Source organism: Arcticibacterium sp. SM2516 (assembly GCF_057914865.1).
This window is the reverse complement of sequence record NZ_CP195290.1, coordinates 1,386,015-1,404,601: the sequence shown is the minus strand read 5'-3', so window position 1 is coordinate 1,404,601 and position 18,587 is coordinate 1,386,015. Positions and strand designations below refer to the sequence as shown.

Annotated in this window: 17 protein-coding genes; 13 read left to right on the top strand and 4 right to left on the bottom strand. The window is 36.2% G+C overall.

Features of this window, described 5'->3' with window-relative positions; genetic code table 11:
• Positions 1 to 11: 11 nt before the first annotated feature.
• The 7 genes from ACSBFT_RS05840 (at position 12) to ACSBFT_RS05810 (ending at position 11,921) form a co-directional block, all read left to right on the top strand.
• Positions 12 to 2,519, top strand: a complete 2,508-nt coding sequence (locus ACSBFT_RS05840) for an ATP-binding protein (protein WP_489603897.1) — start codon at positions 12 to 14, stop codon at positions 2,517 to 2,519.
• 81 nt (positions 2,520 to 2,600) lie between these two features.
• Positions 2,601 to 3,944 carry a Gfo/Idh/MocA family protein gene (locus tag ACSBFT_RS05835; RefSeq protein ID WP_489603896.1) on the top strand — a complete coding sequence of 448 codons (1,344 nt, stop codon included), beginning with the start codon at positions 2,601 to 2,603 and terminating at the stop codon, positions 3,942 to 3,944.
• A gap of 5 nt (positions 3,945 to 3,949) precedes the next feature.
• Positions 3,950 to 5,068: an acyltransferase family protein gene (locus ACSBFT_RS05830; RefSeq protein WP_489603895.1), complete on the top strand. Its 1,119-nt coding sequence runs from the start codon at positions 3,950 to 3,952 to the stop codon at positions 5,066 to 5,068.
• Between the two features lie 264 nt (positions 5,069 to 5,332).
• The gene (locus ACSBFT_RS05825) at positions 5,333 to 9,064 is read left to right on the top strand and encodes a sensor histidine kinase (RefSeq protein WP_489603894.1); all 3,732 of its coding nucleotides are present in this window, start codon (positions 5,333 to 5,335) and stop codon (positions 9,062 to 9,064) included.
• A gap of 51 nt (positions 9,065 to 9,115) precedes the next feature.
• A complete protein-coding gene (locus tag ACSBFT_RS05820) occupies positions 9,116 to 10,453 on the top strand; it encodes a sensor histidine kinase (protein WP_489603893.1) in 1,338 nt (445 codons plus the stop codon).
• A gap of 31 nt (positions 10,454 to 10,484) precedes the next feature.
• Positions 10,485 to 10,856, top strand: coding sequence for a response regulator (locus ACSBFT_RS05815; protein ID WP_463047018.1), 372 nt, complete (start codon positions 10,485 to 10,487; stop codon positions 10,854 to 10,856).
• Between the two features lie 15 nt (positions 10,857 to 10,871).
• The gene (locus tag ACSBFT_RS05810; protein ID WP_463047017.1) at positions 10,872 to 11,921 is read left to right on the top strand and encodes an adenylate/guanylate cyclase domain-containing protein; all 1,050 of its coding nucleotides are present in this window, start codon (positions 10,872 to 10,874) and stop codon (positions 11,919 to 11,921) included.
• Here the strand turns inward: ACSBFT_RS05810 and ACSBFT_RS05805 are convergent, their stop codons facing one another.
• Both ACSBFT_RS05805 and ACSBFT_RS05800 read right to left on the bottom strand, forming a co-directional pair.
• Complete coding sequence (locus ACSBFT_RS05805; RefSeq protein WP_463047016.1) at positions 11,922 to 12,521, bottom strand: HD domain-containing protein; 600 nt, start codon at positions 12,519 to 12,521, stop codon at positions 11,922 to 11,924.
• 55 nt (positions 12,522 to 12,576) lie between these two features.
• Positions 12,577 to 13,461 (bottom strand): YitT family protein, encoded by an 885-nt coding sequence (locus ACSBFT_RS05800; RefSeq protein WP_463047015.1) that lies wholly within the window; start codon positions 13,459 to 13,461, stop codon positions 12,577 to 12,579.
• A gap of 193 nt (positions 13,462 to 13,654) precedes the next feature.
• Here ACSBFT_RS05800 and ACSBFT_RS05795 point away from each other — a divergent pair, with 193 nt between their 5' ends.
• Positions 13,655 to 14,308: a Crp/Fnr family transcriptional regulator gene (locus ACSBFT_RS05795; RefSeq protein ID WP_463047014.1), complete on the top strand. Its 654-nt coding sequence runs from the start codon at positions 13,655 to 13,657 to the stop codon at positions 14,306 to 14,308.
• Here ACSBFT_RS05795 and ACSBFT_RS05790 read toward each other — a convergent pair.
• Positions 14,305 to 14,688, bottom strand: coding sequence for a hypothetical protein (locus ACSBFT_RS05790; protein WP_489603892.1), 384 nt, complete (start codon positions 14,686 to 14,688; stop codon positions 14,305 to 14,307). The two genes, ACSBFT_RS05795 and ACSBFT_RS05790, sit on opposite strands and share 4 nt — an antisense overlap.
• 142 nt (positions 14,689 to 14,830) lie before the next feature.
• Between ACSBFT_RS05790 and ACSBFT_RS05785 the strand changes: the two genes are divergently transcribed.
• From ACSBFT_RS05785 to ybeY, 5 genes are read left to right on the top strand one after another with little or no spacing between them, the layout of a single operon-like run.
• Positions 14,831 to 15,397: a YeeE/YedE family protein gene (locus ACSBFT_RS05785; RefSeq protein ID WP_463044466.1), complete on the top strand. Its 567-nt coding sequence runs from the start codon at positions 14,831 to 14,833 to the stop codon at positions 15,395 to 15,397.
• A 3-nt stretch (positions 15,398 to 15,400) separates the two neighbouring features.
• Positions 15,401 to 15,847: a DUF6691 family protein gene (locus tag ACSBFT_RS05780; protein ID WP_489603891.1), complete on the top strand. Its 447-nt coding sequence runs from the start codon at positions 15,401 to 15,403 to the stop codon at positions 15,845 to 15,847.
• Positions 15,848 to 16,444, top strand: a complete 597-nt coding sequence (locus tag ACSBFT_RS05775; RefSeq protein WP_489603890.1) for a phosphatase PAP2 family protein — start codon at positions 15,848 to 15,850, stop codon at positions 16,442 to 16,444. It abuts the gene before it with no gap.
• Positions 16,441 to 17,418, top strand: coding sequence for a DUF1028 domain-containing protein (locus tag ACSBFT_RS05770; RefSeq protein ID WP_489603889.1), 978 nt, complete (start codon positions 16,441 to 16,443; stop codon positions 17,416 to 17,418). The genes ACSBFT_RS05775 and ACSBFT_RS05770 overlap by 4 nt, the downstream gene beginning before the upstream one ends.
• On the top strand, positions 17,415 to 17,837 hold the full coding sequence (ybeY, locus tag ACSBFT_RS05765) for an rRNA maturation RNase YbeY (protein ID WP_489603888.1): 423 nt from the start codon (positions 17,415 to 17,417) through the stop codon (positions 17,835 to 17,837). Before ACSBFT_RS05770 ends, ybeY begins: the two co-directional genes overlap by 4 nt.
• A gap of 64 nt (positions 17,838 to 17,901) precedes the next feature.
• On the opposite strand, the gene ACSBFT_RS05760 is transcribed toward ybeY, so the two are convergent.
• Entirely contained in the window at positions 17,902 to 18,366 is a 465-nt protein-coding gene (locus ACSBFT_RS05760; RefSeq protein ID WP_463044471.1) for an Lrp/AsnC family transcriptional regulator, read from the bottom strand.
• Positions 18,367 to 18,587 lie beyond the last annotated feature (221 nt).

Here is an 18,587-nt window from a genome sequence, read left to right as displayed (position 1 = left end):
ATAAAAAATATATGAAAATAATCCAATTCTTCATTTTACTGCTTTTCTTCATTTTACTGCTTTTCGTACCCTCTGTTTTACAGGCACAGTTTAATGTTAAGTTTGATATTAATGAAGAAATCAGGCTTGATAAAGATAGTATTTATCTTGCTGGGGATTTCAACGATTGGGATTATTCTGCCAACAAAGATTACAGATTAAAACCTATTGGCTCTAATAAAAAATCAATCACGCTGAACTTAAAAGCGGGAACCTATCAGTATTGCTTTTACAGAGATAGCGAGGATAAAAAAGAAGCAAGCTTTTATGGGTATGAACAGAATGATATAGGGGGCTGGAGCCGATCTGTTACCATTACAAAAGATACCCTAATACAAAATAACATCAGGGCCTGGAAAGACCATATGCCACGATTGGAAGTGTTAACAATTACACAATCTGTACTAAATGAAGTAAAGAAAATTAATCTGTCCGATATGAATGTCTGGTTTTTCAAAAAAGGCCACGACAGTCTTTATGCTCAGTCCAACCTGAATACCGACAGCTGGGAAAAATTAAAACCTGCAGATATCAAGGAGTCTTTTGCTGATTCCAATGGACGATTTGAGGGTTGGTTCCGAACAAAAATAAAGATAGATTCTAGCCTACTCAATAACCACATCAACTTTTTCACTCTAGGCTGGGCTGCCATGGATTTGTATATGGATGGAAAATTGATTCATCGTTACGGAAACACAGGCAGTGATGGGACACCATTCAAAGAAAATCTGGTAAATCATAAACGCCCTATAGTACTTAGCGTTCTTCCTGGAGCAGAACATGTCTTGGCAATTCATTATGTGGATGAACTTTCTGCTTTACCCAAAAGTGCTTTTAAAGGAAGTTCAACCTTAGGATTTATGAATGAGACTGAAAACGCAATTTGGGATAAACACATTACCGAAGAACCTATTTACACAACACTAAGAATCGTAGTTGGTATATTTTTGAGTTTGCTATTCTGGCTATTGGCATTTCTAAATCCAAAAGAAAAAAGCTTCAAAATCATTGCGGCTTATTCCACCATGTTGGCAATATTTTCAGTTGGTAGATTTATGATTCATAATCCTTTTGCATCATACGATAGCTTGATTATTTCAAAATTTTTAATGCAATTTATATCAGTTTTTTTTGAAGCAATAAGCATCCTTCTGTTTGTTATTGTTTTTAACAGGAAAATCACAAAAACCTTAAACATTATTTTTCTTTCGTTTATAGTCTACAATCTTTCTGCTCTTTTTTATCAGTCAAATGAAGTAATTGATATCCTGATTGTATTGTTTACGCTTGCCACTATTTTATACTATATTATTTCTTCGTGGAAATCATTAAAAGTAACCCATTGGGCAATAATTATAGGTTTTTTGCTTATGATAATCTGGGTGATTTTTATTGCCCTCCTTATTGGGTCAAATCAGGAAAGAGATATAATAACGGAGTCTATTTTAGTAACGGCTTTATTTCTTTCTTTTCCTATTTCCTTGTTAGTTTATGTTGCACTGCGTTTCAAAGAAATAATCATCGAAGTCCGTCAAAATGCCGATAAATTATTACTGGTTACAGAAGAAAAAAAGGAACTTTTAGAAAGTCAAAATATAATTCTTGAAAAACAAGTTAGCGAACGGACAAGAGATTTAAACCTGTCCTTAGAAAACCTCAAATCCACCCAAGCCCAGCTCATCCAATCCGAAAAAATGGCAAGCCTAGGAGAGCTAACGGCAGGTATAGCCCATGAGATTCAGAATCCACTAAACTTTGTAAATAACTTCTCGGAAGTAAGTGAGGAATTGATAGATGAGGTTCTGGGTGAAAGGTTAAAGGTTAAAGGTGAACGGGATGAGAATCTTGAAGAAGAAATATTAGGAGACATAAAAGAAAATCTCTCTAAAATCTACCACCACGGCAACCGTGCCAGTAGCATTGTAAAAGGCATGTTGGAGCATTCCAGAACCAGTTCTGGCAAAAAGGAATTGACAGATATCAATGCATTAGCTGATGAGTATTTGAGACTTTCGTATCACGCCAGCCTGTCCGGCAGGCAGGGTCTCCGAGCGAAGGATAAGAACTTTAATGCAGAAATGGTCACAGACTTTGATCCAAAACTGCCTAAGATTGAGGTAATCCCGCAGGATTTTGGAAGGGTGCTGTTGAATTTAATTAATAATGCTTTTCAGGCCGTAGATGAACAAGCTCAAAAAAGGATTGAAGGCTATAAACCAACAGTCACAATCAGCACAAAGCTCACAGCCCAAAGCCAACTGCAAATAGCCATTAAAGACAACGGCCCAGGCATCCCAGATTCCATCAAAGACAAAATCTTCCAGCCCTTCTTCACCACCAAGCCTTCTGGGCAAGGTACTGGTTTAGGGCTGAGTTTAGCTTACGATATTGTCAAAGCACATGGTGGGGAGTTGAAAGTAGATTCTGTGGTTGGACAAGGAAGTGAATTTATCATTGAGATACCTATAAAAAACCTTTAGCCAGTACGAGTAAGAGACCCAGCAATTATTTTGATTTTAATGACTATCTTGAACAGATAATTTACCCTAGATAGATTTAAAATGAAAAAATCGCGTAGAGACTTTTTGAAAGAAGGTACAGGAGGTGCCTTCTTACTTTCTTTAGGTGGAATTTTGCCAGGTTTTTCTGCAAAAACTTACGCTAATATTCTTGGTGCAAATGACAGGATATTAGCTGCCAGTATGGGCGTGAATAGTCGCGGATTAGCAGTGGCTAAAAACTTCGCCAATCAGAAAAATTGTGAAGTGATTCACATTTGTGATGTGGATGCTAGAGCATCCGAAATATGTATAGAAGCGGTGGATAAAGTGCAGGGGAAAAGACCTCATAATACACCTGATTTCAGAAGAGCCTTAGAGGATAAAGACGTTGATGTATTAATAGTTACCGCACCAGACCATTGGCATGCACCAGCTACCTTATTGGCATGTTCGGCGGGCAAACATGTTTACTTAGAAAAACCATGCAGTCACAATCCAAAAGAAGGAGAAATGCTTTTGGAATCAGGCAAAAAGTACAAGCGGGTTTTACAAATGGGAAATCAGCGTAGATCTTGGCCAAATGTAGCCATGGCCATTAAGGAACTACATAATGGTATTATCGGTAGGCCATATTATGCTAAAACATGGTATACAAATAACCGTGATACCATTGGTATTGGGAAAAATACGGCAATTCCTTCCTGGCTAAATTATGATCTCTGGCAGGGTCCTGCACCACGAAAACCGTTTAAGGATAATTTAATACACTATAACTGGCATTGGTTTTGGCATTGGGGAACAGGCGAAGCTCTTAATAATGGCACTCATATGGTAGACCTGGCACGTTGGGGTTTGGGCGTAGATTTTCCTGTGAAAGTTAATTCTTCTGGCGGTCGATTTAGATTTCAAGATGATTGGGAAACGCCAGACACTCAGATGATTTCTATAGAGTTTGCGAATAAAAGTATGATAACCTGGGAAGGTCGAAGCTGTAACGGGAAATTGGATGAAGGCAACAGTGTGGGCGTGATGTTTTATGGAGAAAATGGTTCTATGCTTATTGGGAGTGGAAATGCTTATAAGATATTTGATCTTCAAGATAGACTAGTAAAGGAAGTAAAAAACGATTTTGAGATTGACCCTAGAAATTTGCAAAATCCCTCTCAACAATTAGATGCTTTGCACATTCAAAACTTTTTTGATGGTATTAGAAAAGGTACCCCAGTAATATCAGACATTAATGGTGGGTATAAAAGCACACTTCTAGTTCAATTAGGAAATATATCTCAGCGAACCGGCCGTACCTTGAATATTGACGCTAGCAATGGGCATATTATGAATGACGAGCATGCCTTAAAGTTTTGGTCACGTACTTACGAACCAGGTTGGGAGCCAAAGATTTAAAATACATGTCAGCTAAAAAAGAAGTTTTTATCCAGTACAGACTACTTTCCTTAGATGCTTTGCGTGGCTTCGATATGTTTTGGATAATTGGTGGAGAAGAGTTGATTCATGCCATGGCAAAAATTAACCACGGGTCCATTTGGACACCATTATCTGCCCAGTTTAGGCATCCTTATTGGAATGGTTTTACTGCCTACGATTTGATTTTCCCTTTGTTTATTTTTTTGGCTGGGGTTTCCACCCCATTTTCTATTGCGAAAGCCTTAAAAGCCGGAAAAAGCAGGCGAACGCTTTTGATAAAAGTTTTAAAAAGGGGCTTGATTTTGTTTTTGTTAGGATTGATTTATAATAATGGATTGGAATTAAGACCAGTTTCAGATATACGGTTTATGAGTGTATTAGGCCGTATTGGCATTGCTTATACTATTTCTAATATCATTTATTTATATGTCAAAGAAAAGTGGCTTTTACACTGGTTTATGGGACTGTTGGTTTCCTATTACCTGATTCTGAAATTCAACGCTGCTCCTGGTTTTCTTTCAGGTGATTTAAGCATGGAGGGCAATTTTGCTTCCTATTTTGATCGCTTGGTTTTGCCAGGTAAGCTTTCAAGGGGCATTCATGATACGGTAGGGCTTTTCAATAATATCCCAGCTATTGGAAATGCTTTGGCTGGTATCATAACGGGAATATTATTGAAGAAAACCACTGTGAATCCAACAAGAAAAGCTGTGTATATGGCTTTGGCCGGGATAGTAGCCATTGTTATTGCACAGGTTTGGAATTTAGATTTTCCTATTAATAAAAACTTGTGGTCTAGCTCGTTCGTCATGCAAACGGTTGGAATTAGTTTAATACTTTTTGCCCTTTTTTATTACTTGATAGATGTATTGAATTTCAAGAAATGGACACTGTTTTTTCAGGTGATCGGAATGAATTCTATACTCATTTATGTATCGATTAAATTTATCAATTGGGAATATACTGCTGAAGCGTTTTTTGAGTGGTTATTGAAATGGATTGGTGAGCCATACTCACTCTTAGTTATGGCAGTTGGTATTCTTATTATTAAGTGGTTAGCTTTAAAGTTCTTGTATAATAAAAAGATTTTCTTACGAGTTTGACAAATGAATATTACTATAAAAAAAAACGGTTCAAGAAATGGGCCAAGCCTCTGGTGAGTTGGCAGCTCAGGAAATTAGAAGGTCCGTCCTAGAAAAAGGTTTTGCCAATATATTTTTGGCGACATCTAGTTTTCCGTGAAACAATTTTTAACCATTCACTATAAATTAATTGAATATGGCTCCAATTACCATTCCATAAAGTTTGAATGCTATTCAGCTCTTTAAAATGAAATTGCCATAAATTGGAACATATAATCTATTGCTATGAAGATAATTTGTATGAAGAAATTAATGTTTGATAATGAAAATGGGCTTAAAAAAAACAGAATGGCTGTCAATCTTCTAATTTCTTGCTTCTTTTTGTCATTTTTTGCCTTTTCCTGTTCAAACAAGAATGAGGAAATTGACCATACAAAATCATTAGAGTTTAAGACCCCAAAATCATTTCCGCTGAAGTTTTCAGAAGAGAAACCACTAAAGTGGAACATAACAAACCTAGATACCCTACCATCTCCGAAGACTTCCTATTTCGATTTGGACAAATTGCCTTCCAAGGATTTTGAACTGAATAGTTTTAAGCCTTTGAAAAAGCCTATGACCACAGTTGACTTAGATTGGGATGAGATTCCTACATCAAAAATTAACTTGGACACTTTACCTAGTAAGGCATTTATTCCTAAAATTAGCATTCTAACCGAGCCTCTTTATTCTAAAGTGGGTGTACCTATAGTTTTGGATAATGTGAGTTCAGGAATTCTAAGTATAGCAGGTTTAGAAAGTTCGCAGTCGTTCAGTGCTTTTGTAGATCGTAGTGGTATGAAATGGTTTGGTACAGATCATGGTTTGATAATGATTGATGGCCAAAATATGACCACGCATTCATCTTTCCGAAGAGTATCTGGAATAACCCAAGATAAGGCTGGTAGAATTTGGTTGGCCACATTTAATGATGGCATTATTGTCTTGGACATTGAAAATGGCTTACAACTCAAATATTCCTTTGATGGAAATGTGAACGATATATTATGTGACTTTAAGAATAACATTTGGATATCCATTGGTAAAGGAGATGGAAATGGATCCTTGCATAGAATAAGTACAGATTTTAGAACAATTACTCAAATAGTTCTTCCAGAAAAATTGGATGGTAAGAGTATCAGTCTAGTGGAAGATCTCTCTCATAATTTATGGATTGGGCAGCACCATTCTATTAGTATGTTAGATTCTAGCCGTACTAATCTTAAGACTTTTGGCTCAAAAGAAGGCCTAGAAATAAATTTTTCCATGAATCTTTACATGGATAGTCAAGGCGACGTTTGGTTCGGTTCTTTTAACAATAGGCTAAATGCCATTTCTTCCGAAAAGAAAACCCTCAAAACCCTGTCATTTGAAACAAACGCGAACATGGAGCTCCAAGAAGATAATGAAGGGAGATTGTGGATTATGGCTCAAGGAGGTCAAATAAATGTATTAGATAAAGATAAAACCAAAATAATGACGGTCAATTCCGATGCCCTAGTTTACGGGCAAGGATTGAGTGGTTCTCTCGTAGACGAATTGGGGAATTTATGGATTGTTACTCAAAATCATGGAATAATAATTATTGACGCGAGTGTACCATTTACAGAGCATTTTAATGAAAACTTAGGACTAGTAGATGGCAATGTCTGGTCCATTTGTGAGGATTCGGAGAGTAATATTTGGATGGGAACCTACAATGGACTTAACATATTTAATCCTAAAACTAAAAAGTTAATGAGATATGGGGCTTCTCAAGGGTATCAGAAAGAAGTAGATGAAGATAATAGACATACAAATACAATTCTAGAATACGAAAAGGATAAAATACTTTTAGGAGGTTCTGGAGGTTTTAATCTAATTGACAATAAAAAACATAGCATTAAAAACTATGGTAGAAACCAAGGAATTAGAAATATTAGTAAGGCAATTCAAGACGATGCAAAGAACATTTGGATTACCGAAGGCAGCTCTCGTGTGAGTATGTTCAATTATAAAACAAACGTGCTAAAAGTTTTGGACGAATCCCTTGGTCTCACTTCCAGTTCCACAATTCCATTACTGAATGACAAAAAGGGCAATATTTGGGCCGGCACTACAAAAGGAATATTTGTAATAAATCCTCAAAAAAACACATATAAAACGTTGTCAAATGGCGATGGATTGATTTCCAATGAAATAATGACAATGGAGCTCAACATGAATGGAGATATTTATATAGGGACTACTATAGGGATTAGTATTATTAATCCTGTTGATAAAAGTATAACCAACATTGGAGAATCTGAAGGTTTAGTTCCAGAAATGACTTTTGATTTGATAAGCTTGGATAGTACTGTTTATGCTGGTTCATTAGACGGATTGATAGAAATAAAAAAACCAAGTGCTGAAAATGAAAATTGGGTTTTTAATAACTTCAATACTCAAAACGGTCTATCTAATGTTGATTTTAATCAAGACGTAAGTATAAGTCTTAAGAATGGAGAGCTATGGTTAGGTGTTTATGGGCTGACACCCAATTTGACAGTTTTTAGAAAGAAACCTGAGGTAAAAATAATACCATTAAAAACCAATATCACAGGTTTGAATATAATGGATGAAAGAACCCAGTTTAAAAAGAACGAGCGGTTTATGACCTATTTGATCAAAGGAGATAGCATTTGGAAGCCAAATGGAAGAGACTTCTTTACGGAAAGTACCTTACCAAAAGAGGAAGGCTATTTATCAGTTAATAATATAAAATGGGATAGTACCTATGGCTATTATTCTCTACCGGCAAATTTGGTTTTGCCATACAATCAAAACGCCTTAAACTTTTCTTTTAATAATAATTCGGTCATTGGAGGTAAAAGCATATCATATAAGTACGTACTAGAGGGTGCAGATACAGAATGGCTTATAGGTGGTGCTGCCGCTAAATCAAAAAACTACTACAACTTAAAAGCGGGGAATTACACCTTTAAAGTAATCTCAAGGGATATAAATGGGATATGGTCTGAACCTGCAAAATTTTCATTTACAGTTTTACCACCATGGTGGCAAACCTGGTGGGCGTATTTACTCTTTGGTCTATTAATAGCAGGTCTATTAAGGTTATACATAGTTTTTAGAGCTCGAAAACTTGTAAAGGAAAATAGAATCTTAGAAGAAAAAGTAAACCATAGAACCAAAGAGCTAGAAGAATCAATTCAGAATCTAAAATCTACTCAGACCCAATTAGTCCAATCAGAAAAAATGGCGAGTCTGGGAGAATTAACAGCTGGTATTGCTCATGAGATTCAGAATCCTCTGAACTTTGTAAATAATTTTGCGGAAGTAAGCGAAGAACTCGTGGCTGAGCTTAAAGAAGAGCTAGAAAAAGGTGATATAGAGGAAGCCAAAACTATTTCTGATGATGTCATTCAAAATTTATCTAAGATAAGTCATCACGGTAAAAGGGCCAGTAGTATTGTCAAAGGTATGTTAGAGCACTCTAGAACTAACCCAGGCCAGAAAGAAATGGTTAATATTAATTTACTGGCAGATGAGTATTTTAGACTTGCATATCATGGTCTAAGAGCCAAAGACAAGAGTTTCAATGCTGAGCTAGTTTCAAAATACGATGAGGGCATAAAAGAAATAAATGTGGTGGGCCAAGATATTGGAAGAGTGATCTTAAACTTAATTAACAATGCTTTCCATGCCGTGGCTGAGAAGGCCGAAAGAATGAACAATAGTACTTTCAAACCAACGGTTACAGTATCTACACTTGGACATGATAATTCTATAGAAATTTCTATAAAAGATAATGGCTCGGGCATTCCGGAAGAGATAAAGAATAAAATATTCCAACCTTTCTTCACAACAAAAGAAACAGGTAAAGGAACTGGTTTGGGTTTAAGTTTGGCTTATGATATAGTGCAAGCACATGGCGGGGAGCTAAAGGTTACATCAGAAATTGGTGCCGGTACCGAATTTATTATTAGACTACCTAGCTAATGAGATATCGCCAATCATTTTATATTTTAGAGAAATATTTAAGACCCATCCATGTTTAGTTTTTTAATCGTACTTCTAGGCTCTATTTTTATCAGGAAACGCTTTGATTTTTCTGCTAAGTACCCACAATTAGACGGTTTCCTGAAACTATGGTGGATTCTGGCACTATTAACATTATGGTCAGACAGTTGGATTCAAAATTTAACGGGTATTGATGTAAACCCAATCTGGTGGCTTTTATTAGGATTCGTGTTTTATTGTTATTGGTTAGTAAGTGATAAACAAAAGAATGACCCTATCCTCTGGAGTGCACTTATCTTCATGGTCATAAGAATAGTTTCAGAATTAGCCGAGGCCTACTTACCTGACTTTTACGAAGCCTACTCTTCCTATATAACATTTGCTTTAACGGGCTCTTTTATCAGTTTAATTGCTTTTGGAATTGGGGTTTCAAACCAGCAAAAGGCTCTTAAAGAAGAGCAAAAAAAGAATGAAACCATCTCAAAAAAGAAGGACGAATTAGAGCATTTAGTTTCAGAAAGAACTTCTCAAATCTCAAAGCAAAAGGAAACGTTAATATCTGCCCTTAATGATTTAAAAGCCACGCAATCACAGTTAATTCAATCTGAAAAACTAGCGTCATTGGGAGAGCTAACTGCCGGCATTGCTCATGAAATACAAAACCCTTTAAACTTTGTCAATAACTTCTCGGAGTTGACAAAAGAGCTCATTGAAGAATTGGAAGAAGAAGGTGGCAAAGCTGAGGGGGAAAGAGATACGGAATTAGAAAAGGAACTCCTTTATGATATAAAACAGAACCTTGATAAAATATTCCATCACGGAAACCGAGCCAGCAGCATTGTAAAAAATATGCTAGAGCACTCTAGAACCAGTACGGGTACTAAAGAAAGTATAGATCTAAATAAAGTTTGTGACGAGTACATCAGGCTTTCTTATCATGGCTTAAGAGCCAAAGACAAGAGTTTTAATGCGGACTTTAAAACCATATTGGATCCTAAAATTGAAAGTATTGAAGTGGTACCTCAAGATTTTGGTAGAGTATTACTTAACATCTTAAATAATGCTTTTCACGCGGTTAAATCAATGTCTAAAAATAACATTGAAGGCTACAAGCCTATTGTTACCATTTCTACGACCAAATTGAAAGATAAAGTTCAAATCACCATTAAAGACAATGGGATTGGTGTTTCTGAAGAAAATAAATTAAAGATATTTCAACCCTTTTTCACCACTAAGCCATCAGGTGAGGGAACTGGCTTGGGCCTTTCTTTAAGTCATGATATTATTGTAGCTCATGGAGGTGAAATAGAACTAAAATCAAAACATAATAAAGGTTCTGAATTTATACTTACGCTCCCTATAGGTTAGAACTTATTAAATAGAATTAACTTGCATAGACATGAAAATACTGGTAGTAGATGACGAATTGGATGTAAGGGATTTATTCCTACAAAAGTTCCGTAGAGAAATAAGAAACGGTTTAATGGATTTCTCTTTTGCCCATTCCGGTGAAGACGCTTTAGTATACCTAGCCGAGCATGATTCAGAAGCAGTCTTGATATTATCTGATATTAATATGCCAGGAATGACGGGTATTGAACTGCTTAAAAATATTCGTTCGCATTATCATAAACCACCACCTGTAGTCATGATGATTACGGCTTATGGAGACGATGCTAATAGGCAGCAAGCAAAGGATTTTGGTGCTGATGATTTCCTTACCAAGCCTTTAGATTTTTCGCAATTAAAGATGAGACTGATTAAAGAGTGAAATACAGCGTTTTAAATGAATACCAAAATACTTGTTGTAGACGACGAAAGCGATTTAGAAGCACTAATTCGCCAGAAATTCCGTCGCCAAATCCGTGAAGGTAAATACGAATTCTTCTTTGCTCAAAACGGAAGAGAAGCTCTTGAAGTTTTAGAAACTAATACGGAGATTTCGCTTGTTTTAAGTGATATCAATATGCCTGAAATGGATGGACTAACCCTTTTGGTTAAAATATCCGAAAACAATCCGCTCATTCAAGTGGTGATGGTTTCTGCCTACGGCGACATGGATAACATCAGAACGGCCATGAATAAGGGGGCTTTTGACTTTGTCTGTAAACCAGTCAATTTTGAAGACCTCGAAGTGACTATGGAGAAAACCATCGTTCACATTCTTCAAATAAAAGAGACCATAGATGCCATAAAAGAGAATAACATACTTAAGATGTATGTGGACGACAGTGTTCTGAAATTTATGAGCAAACAGGAGTTTGCAAATTCTCTTACCGCTAATGAAACTATAGATGCTACTGTACTATTTGTGGACATCTGTGGATTTACAGCTATAACAGAGAAAGAAGATGCAGATTTCGTGGTAAATATATTGAACAACTATTTTGATATTATTGTCAAAGAAATCATTGCTCATAAAGGCTATGTAGATAAGTTTATGGGAGATGCCGTCATGGCCGTTTTTAAAGGTGAATATCATATAGATAGAGCCATTGATGCCGCACTTTCTTTGGTGGCAAACATTGATGCCATAAAAGAACCCGTAAAAGGAAAAGGACAAGATTATTTACCCAAGGTAGCCTTAGGTATTGCGACAGGTGAGGTTATTTCTGGAAATATTGGCTCTTCTACCCTAAAAAGGTTAGATTATACAGTCATAGGTGATATAGTTAATACTGCGGCTAGACTTCAATCTGCAGCATCGGCCAGTCAAATACTCATTCCCGAAAAGGCATATCTCCAAGTGAAAGACTCCTTTAAATGTAATGAAGTGGGAGCTTATGAACTTAAAAACAAGTCAAAGCCTATCAAATGCTATGAAGTTCTAGAGTAATTACCTTTTGACGCTTTTTAAATCCAATCCTTGGAGCTTAAGCAAATGTTGCTGCTTAAAACTCTCCTTATATCTCTGACAGAAATCCGTATGGTATTTGTGCTGACTTAAAAAGTCTATCTGAATATCATTCCATTGTTGTTTGGTAAGGCTTGGATTGAAGTGCTTTAGCTCCTTAAAAAGCATTTTACTGACTGGTTCAAAATTTTGGGTACTGAGGTATTCTAAATCGGCATCGGCCAAGATTTTCTCAAGATGGTTCCGAGGGTTTTGAGGAATCTTAGTTGCCATTATCATTCCGCAAATAGCAGCTATATCCTTCTCAGAGAAGCCATATTTCTTAAGTGCTACTTGAGCTATTTCACAGCCTTTTTCTTCATGATTTTCCATGCCCTTTATAAAACCTATATCATGAAATAGAGCAGCCACTTTTATCAGCATTACATCAGCCTCCGAGCAGCCCTCTCTCCAAGCTAGATATTCGGCCATTTTATGCACATATTTTGTATGTTCCACACTATGATAAGTCAAATAGCCGGGAAGTTGGTTTGTGAGAATATCAATTACCTCTTCATAAACATTTTCAAAACTTTCACTCATATCATTTTAGTAATGGAAAGCTAGTGTAAAACATACCCATTGACTTAAGCTTATTTTAATGACTCCTCAGTCTTTTAATTTCACCCCCTCCTACTTCTTTTATGCTTTGTATAAAAATGAAAGCCGCTGGGTCTTTTCGGAAAATGGCATTCTTTAATTTATGGATTTCAAGCCTTGTAACTATAGTGACTATAATATCTGTATCATGCTTTACCTTAAAACTGCTAGGAAGATAACCTCGCTCCCCTTTATATACAGAAATGGCTTTATTATAATCATTCACTATCATTGATTTCATCTCCTCATGTTTGGCAGATATTACAGTAAGAGAAGTATATTCCTCAAAACCATCCACCACATAACCTGAAACCTGCAATGCTGTGAAATAGGTCAAAATAGAATACATGGCCTTTTCAATGCCTAAACTATATGCTGCAATAAGAAAAAGAATGGTATTAATTACCATAATTATTTCTGCGGTACTTAGAGCAAATTTCTTGTTGGAATATTCTGCTATAACTTCTAAACCGTCTATGACGCCACCGCCTCTAATCACAAAACCAATTCCGAGCCCAATAAATAAACCACCAAAAATAGCAATTAGAACCTTGTCATTTGTAATAGGCGGAATCTCAATAAATTGTAACAGAATGGCCAACAGAATCACTGCTATAAGGGCATGAACAGCAAAGTTTTTACCAATCTTAAAATAGCCGACCAAAATAAAAGGCACATTGATAAGCACCAAAGGTATGCTGACGTCAATATGAAAAATCTCGTGAATCAATATGGAAACTCCTGTGACACCACCATCAATAAAATGGTTAGGAATCATAAAACCTTTAATGGCAATAGTGGCACAGAGGGCACCTAAAACGATATAAAGAATAGACTTCAGGGAAAAAATAGAATCCCAACGAATACTTTCTGATGCAGACAATGTAAATGCGTTTTATATTATTAATGGCTAAATCTACCTTATTTTAGCGGATTTCTCGAGTTCAACTTAAATTTAGAAAATGGTTTATCACTAAAAAAGAAATACTTCAAAATCTCATCTTTTTATCAACATTCCTATGATTCTGTTTTGTTCTGTATGCGTTGTACTTTTGTAGCTTAATTATGAACCTAAAATGAAATTAGATTTAGCGTTTTATCAAAAAAAGTTTCTCGGGATTTTTAGCCCTGATTTAATAAAGGAAATCCATGAGTTCGGCACCTATATAGAAATGGAAGCGGGTGAATATTTAATGAAACCTGGCGGCGTTATTGCATTTATTCCCATTCTGCTTGAAGGCTCCATAAAAATAATGAGACAAGACGACGAAGGCAAAGAAGTGCTACTTTACTACATCGGTGGTTTAGACAGCTGTGCCATGTCTTTAACTTGTTGTCAGGCTGGCAATATCAGTGAAATAATAGCTCAGGCGGAAGAAAATGTTAAGCTGGTTTCTATCCCAAACTATAAAGTGGATGAGTGGCTGTGTAAATATGATTCATGGAAAAACTTTGTCTTCAATACTTATCAGAAGAGATTTGAAGATATGCTTGAAACCATTGACAGTATAGCCTTTACCAAGTTAGACCAGAGATTGCTGGTTTTGATTAGAAAGAAAATTGAGATTACTGGTGGCAAAAAAATATTATACTCCACCCATGAAGAATTGGCAAATGAACTAGCTACTTCTAGAGAAGTGGTCTCAAGATTACTCAAGCAATTAGAAAAAATAGGTACCGTAAAATTATCTAGAAACAAAATAGAACTAATAAACCCTCTTCCAGATTAGTCTTCTATAAATTCCAATAATGCGTAATTGGAGGACAATTTGGAAATAGATATTTTATAGGTGTATTTTCCTTCTTCTAAGGGCATTTCACCTACATAATCGGTTGGCTGTATCGTATACGCTTTTCCATCGATTTTGAAAGAAACAAAAGCATATCTGTAAGCGGAGCTAAACCTTTTATATTCTGAACGTCTATTAGAATTCAAATTACCAAAATCGTTTTGACCGCCACTGGTGTCAACGAAAACATCGTCTAAAGCCCATGAAGATCCATTCCAAATTCTTATCTGGATATCTCCTTTTCCATCGGGCACTACGTCAGCATCTTTATGACAGCCGAAAGCCATAAAAAGTAGAAAAGCGTATATCGTTATTTTCATAATTTCCTGTATGACCCCTAAGCTAGTAACATGGTTTAAATTCAAGCGGTTATTTTCGCAAATTCTTAGTTATAGGCAATATTTTTTCTCTGAACTAATGTTATTCCTTTAGGGTTTTCATTTTCAAAGTCGAAAATACAAAATGATAGAATTTTTAAAACAACCATGGCCATGGTACGTAGCGGGCCCACTTATTGGATTAACCGTACCACTCCTTCTTATCTTTGGAAATAAGTCTTTTGGTATCTCCAGCAGTTTACAACATGCCTGTGCTGCCATTTTACCAAGTAAAATTCCATTTTTTCAATATGATTGGAAAAAAGAACAATGGCTATTTTATTTTGTAGGAGGTGTCATATTAGGTTCATTTATAGCCACAAACTTCATGAGTAATGGAGCCAATGTGGATTTAAATCCTCAAACCATCGCTGACCTTAAGGCTCTTGGAGTTACTAATTTTAATGGTTTATTACCAGCCGATATATTCAATTTTAATAGTTTAACTAACCTGAAGGGGCTGTTTTTTATAATCATAGGTGGCTTTTTAGTTGGTTTTGGAACCAGATACGCAGGAGGCTGTACTTCTGGACATGCTATTATGGGTATTTCTAATCTGCAATGGCCCTCATTGGTTGCTACTATTTTCTTTATGCTCGGCGGTATTTTCACCACCCACATTATTTTCCCTATCATCTTCAAATTGTTTTAAAACATGGCAAAAGATATTAATACAGCCACTAATTCTCCCTTATCTAATTTCAAATATATTCTAGGCGGACTACTTTTTGGAGCTGTGCTTATTAAAAGTGAAGTGGTTTCTTGGTTTAGAATCCAGGAAATGTTCCGGTTTCAGAGTTTTCACATGTACGGTGTCATAGGTTCCGCCATAATTACAGGCATCATTTCTATTCTCATCTTGAAGAAGTTAAAAATCAAAACTATTGAAGGTGGAGATATTTCTATAGTGCCAAAAACATTTTCAAAAGGACAGATAATCGGTGGTTTTCTTTTTGGTTTAGGATGGGCCCTTACAGGTGCGTGTCCTGGCCCTATCTATGCTCAAATTGGAGCTGGGTTTTTAACAACTTTTATTACCTTACTTTCTGCTTTAGTAGGCGTTTGGATTTACGGAAAGTTCAGAAATAAATTACCGCATTAAATGAAGCAAAAAGCCGAGAATTTCATCTCCCATCTTATCTCTAGCATTGGTCATCCCATTCTACTGGGGAGTATGGCGGCTATTTATGTTAATTTTAAAGAGTTTCATACCGAGAGGGCTTGGAAGTTGACGCTGACCCTAATTATAGGATGCGTCCTTCCCTTGGTTGCCTTTTTAGTTTATAAAATGAGAAAAGGTGATTACGAAAATTTTGATGTTTCCAATCAGAAAAAGCGAAATAGCTTATATATCTTTTCCATAGTTCTTTTGGTCCTTTTCATGGGCTATTTATTTTATGCAGACAGTACATGGCTAATCAAATGTGGTATTATTCCTGTTTTTCTATTGTCGCTCTCCTCCTACTTTATAAATAAGAAAATCAAAGTTTCGCTGCATACTTCTTTTTCCTTTCTTTTAGCAACCATGATGATTCAAGTAGAAACTTCTGCAGCCTTTACCATGTATTTGTTTGCCATCATGATAGGTTATTCTAGACTACATCTTAAAAGGCATACCATACCAGAGGTGGCATTGGGAGCTATTTTAGGAATTGGAATAGGCTTTATTTTCCATTTTGTTTATAAATTGGGTTTATGAAAAAACTAATTTTCCTGCTCACCTTTCCTTTTCTGGTTCAAGCTCAGTTTTTCAAACAAAATGACGGACTGGCTCATACGTTCTCTATTGTTGCCATTGACAAAGAGGCTGGAGAAATGGCTATTGCCGTTCAAAGCCATTGGTTTTCTGTAGGTAATGTTGTCGCTTGGGCAAAGTCTGGTATAGGCGTGGTAGCTACGCAATCTTTTGTCAACAAGTCGTTCGGAATTAGAGGCCTAGAGATGATCAAATCAGGTAAAAATGCGAAAGAAACTTTATCAACACTCCTCTCGGATGATGAAGGAAGAGAAGTTAGACAGGTAGCTATAATTGATGCTGATGGTGTTATATCTGTGCATACTGGCAATAAATGTGTGGATTATGCCGGACATATTAAAGGACAGAATTATAGTGTTCAGTCTAATATGATGCTAAATAATACGGTGCCTCAAGCTATGTCAAAGGCATTTGAAGCCCATCACGACTTACCATTAGCCGAAAGAGTTTTAGAAGCTCTTAAGGCAGCTCAGGCGGCTGGGGGTGACATTCGTGGTAAACAATCTGCAGCTATTAGAGTCGTCAAAACTAAAACCAGTGATGAGCCATGGAATGATGATTTTGTTGTCGATTTACGTGTAGACGACCATGATGATCCTATTAAAGAAATAGGTCGCTTGCTTAAAGTGCAGCGAGCCTATGAATTCATGAACGAGGGCGACTTAATGGTAGAAGTAAATGAAATGGAAAAAGCCATGAACGCATACAATGCTGCCATGCAAATGTTTCCAGAAAACTTAGAAATGAAATATTGGACGGCCATTACACTAGCAAATAATGGAGAAACCATTAAAGCCACTAAAATGCTTCAGGAAATTTATTTGGAAGATAAAAACTGGCGTGAACTAACCGGAAGACTTCCTAAAGTCGGTTTACTCACCGTTGATAAAAATACACTTAAAGCTTTACTGAAATGATAACATTTCAATCGCAGGACATCAAATTTGACTTAAAAGGGAAACTTAAAACAAAAGCTTGGCTAAAAGAAGTTACAAAAAAAGAAGGTTTCAAAATTCAAGATTTGAACTACATTTTCATGTCGGACGAAGGTCTTCATAAAATCAATCTAGAATACCTCAATCATGATACCTATACAGACATCATCACTTTTGATAATTCAGAAGAAGAGGGCATTATAGAAAGTGACATCTTCATTAGCATCGACCGAGTTAAAGAAAACGCAGAAAGCTTCAAAACCACTTTTGACAACGAATTAAGAAGAGTTTTAGCCCATGGCGTACTTCATCTTTGCGGATATAAAGATAAATCTGATGAAGATGCGAAACGGATGCGTGAGATGGAGGACTCTTCTCTTAGCTTATATAATATGGATTAACATGACTGTCTTTCCTCCTAACGGAGGAGAAGTCGGCAGACAGGGATTTAAGGCATAACTCATCTCAATCCGGCAAAAAACGATTATCGTTCTTAATCTCGCCCATCACAAAAATGCTTTGCGTACTTCCTATGTTTTCAAGCGAGGCCAGTTTATTCATGATGAAGCTTTGATATTCTCTCATGTCATTAACCACCACTTTTATGAGGAAATCGTAGTCACCAGAAATATTCAAACATTCTACCACCTCTGGTAATTCTATAATTTGTTTGACAAACTTTGCTCCAGCTATTTGTTCATGTTCTTTTAAACGAATATTGCACAGTACCATCAGGTCTTTTCCTACTTTTTCGCGGTCAACAAGGGCTACATACTTCTTAATAACGCCGTCATTCTCCAGACGTTTTACGCGTTCATAAACAGGTGTAGGAGATAAATTAAGTCTTCCGGCCAGTTCCTTTGTCGTAAGTTTTGCATCTTGCTGCAAATACATTAAAATATCTTTATCGGTCTGATCAAATTTAGTCATAAGCTTATATTTTGCTCAATTTTAGATAATTCAACACCGAAAAGCAATATTTGACAGATAATTTATCTATTCTATGTCAAAATCACTTCGTTTTTTATCTTTTATATTATCTTTGCGTAGCTCAATAGAAGAACTGATTAAAAGCAGTTTTTAGGATGTCAAAGTCTGCTTGGTTTGTGATACGTTTAGTTATTCGAGGATTGTTCCCGACGGTAAACTTC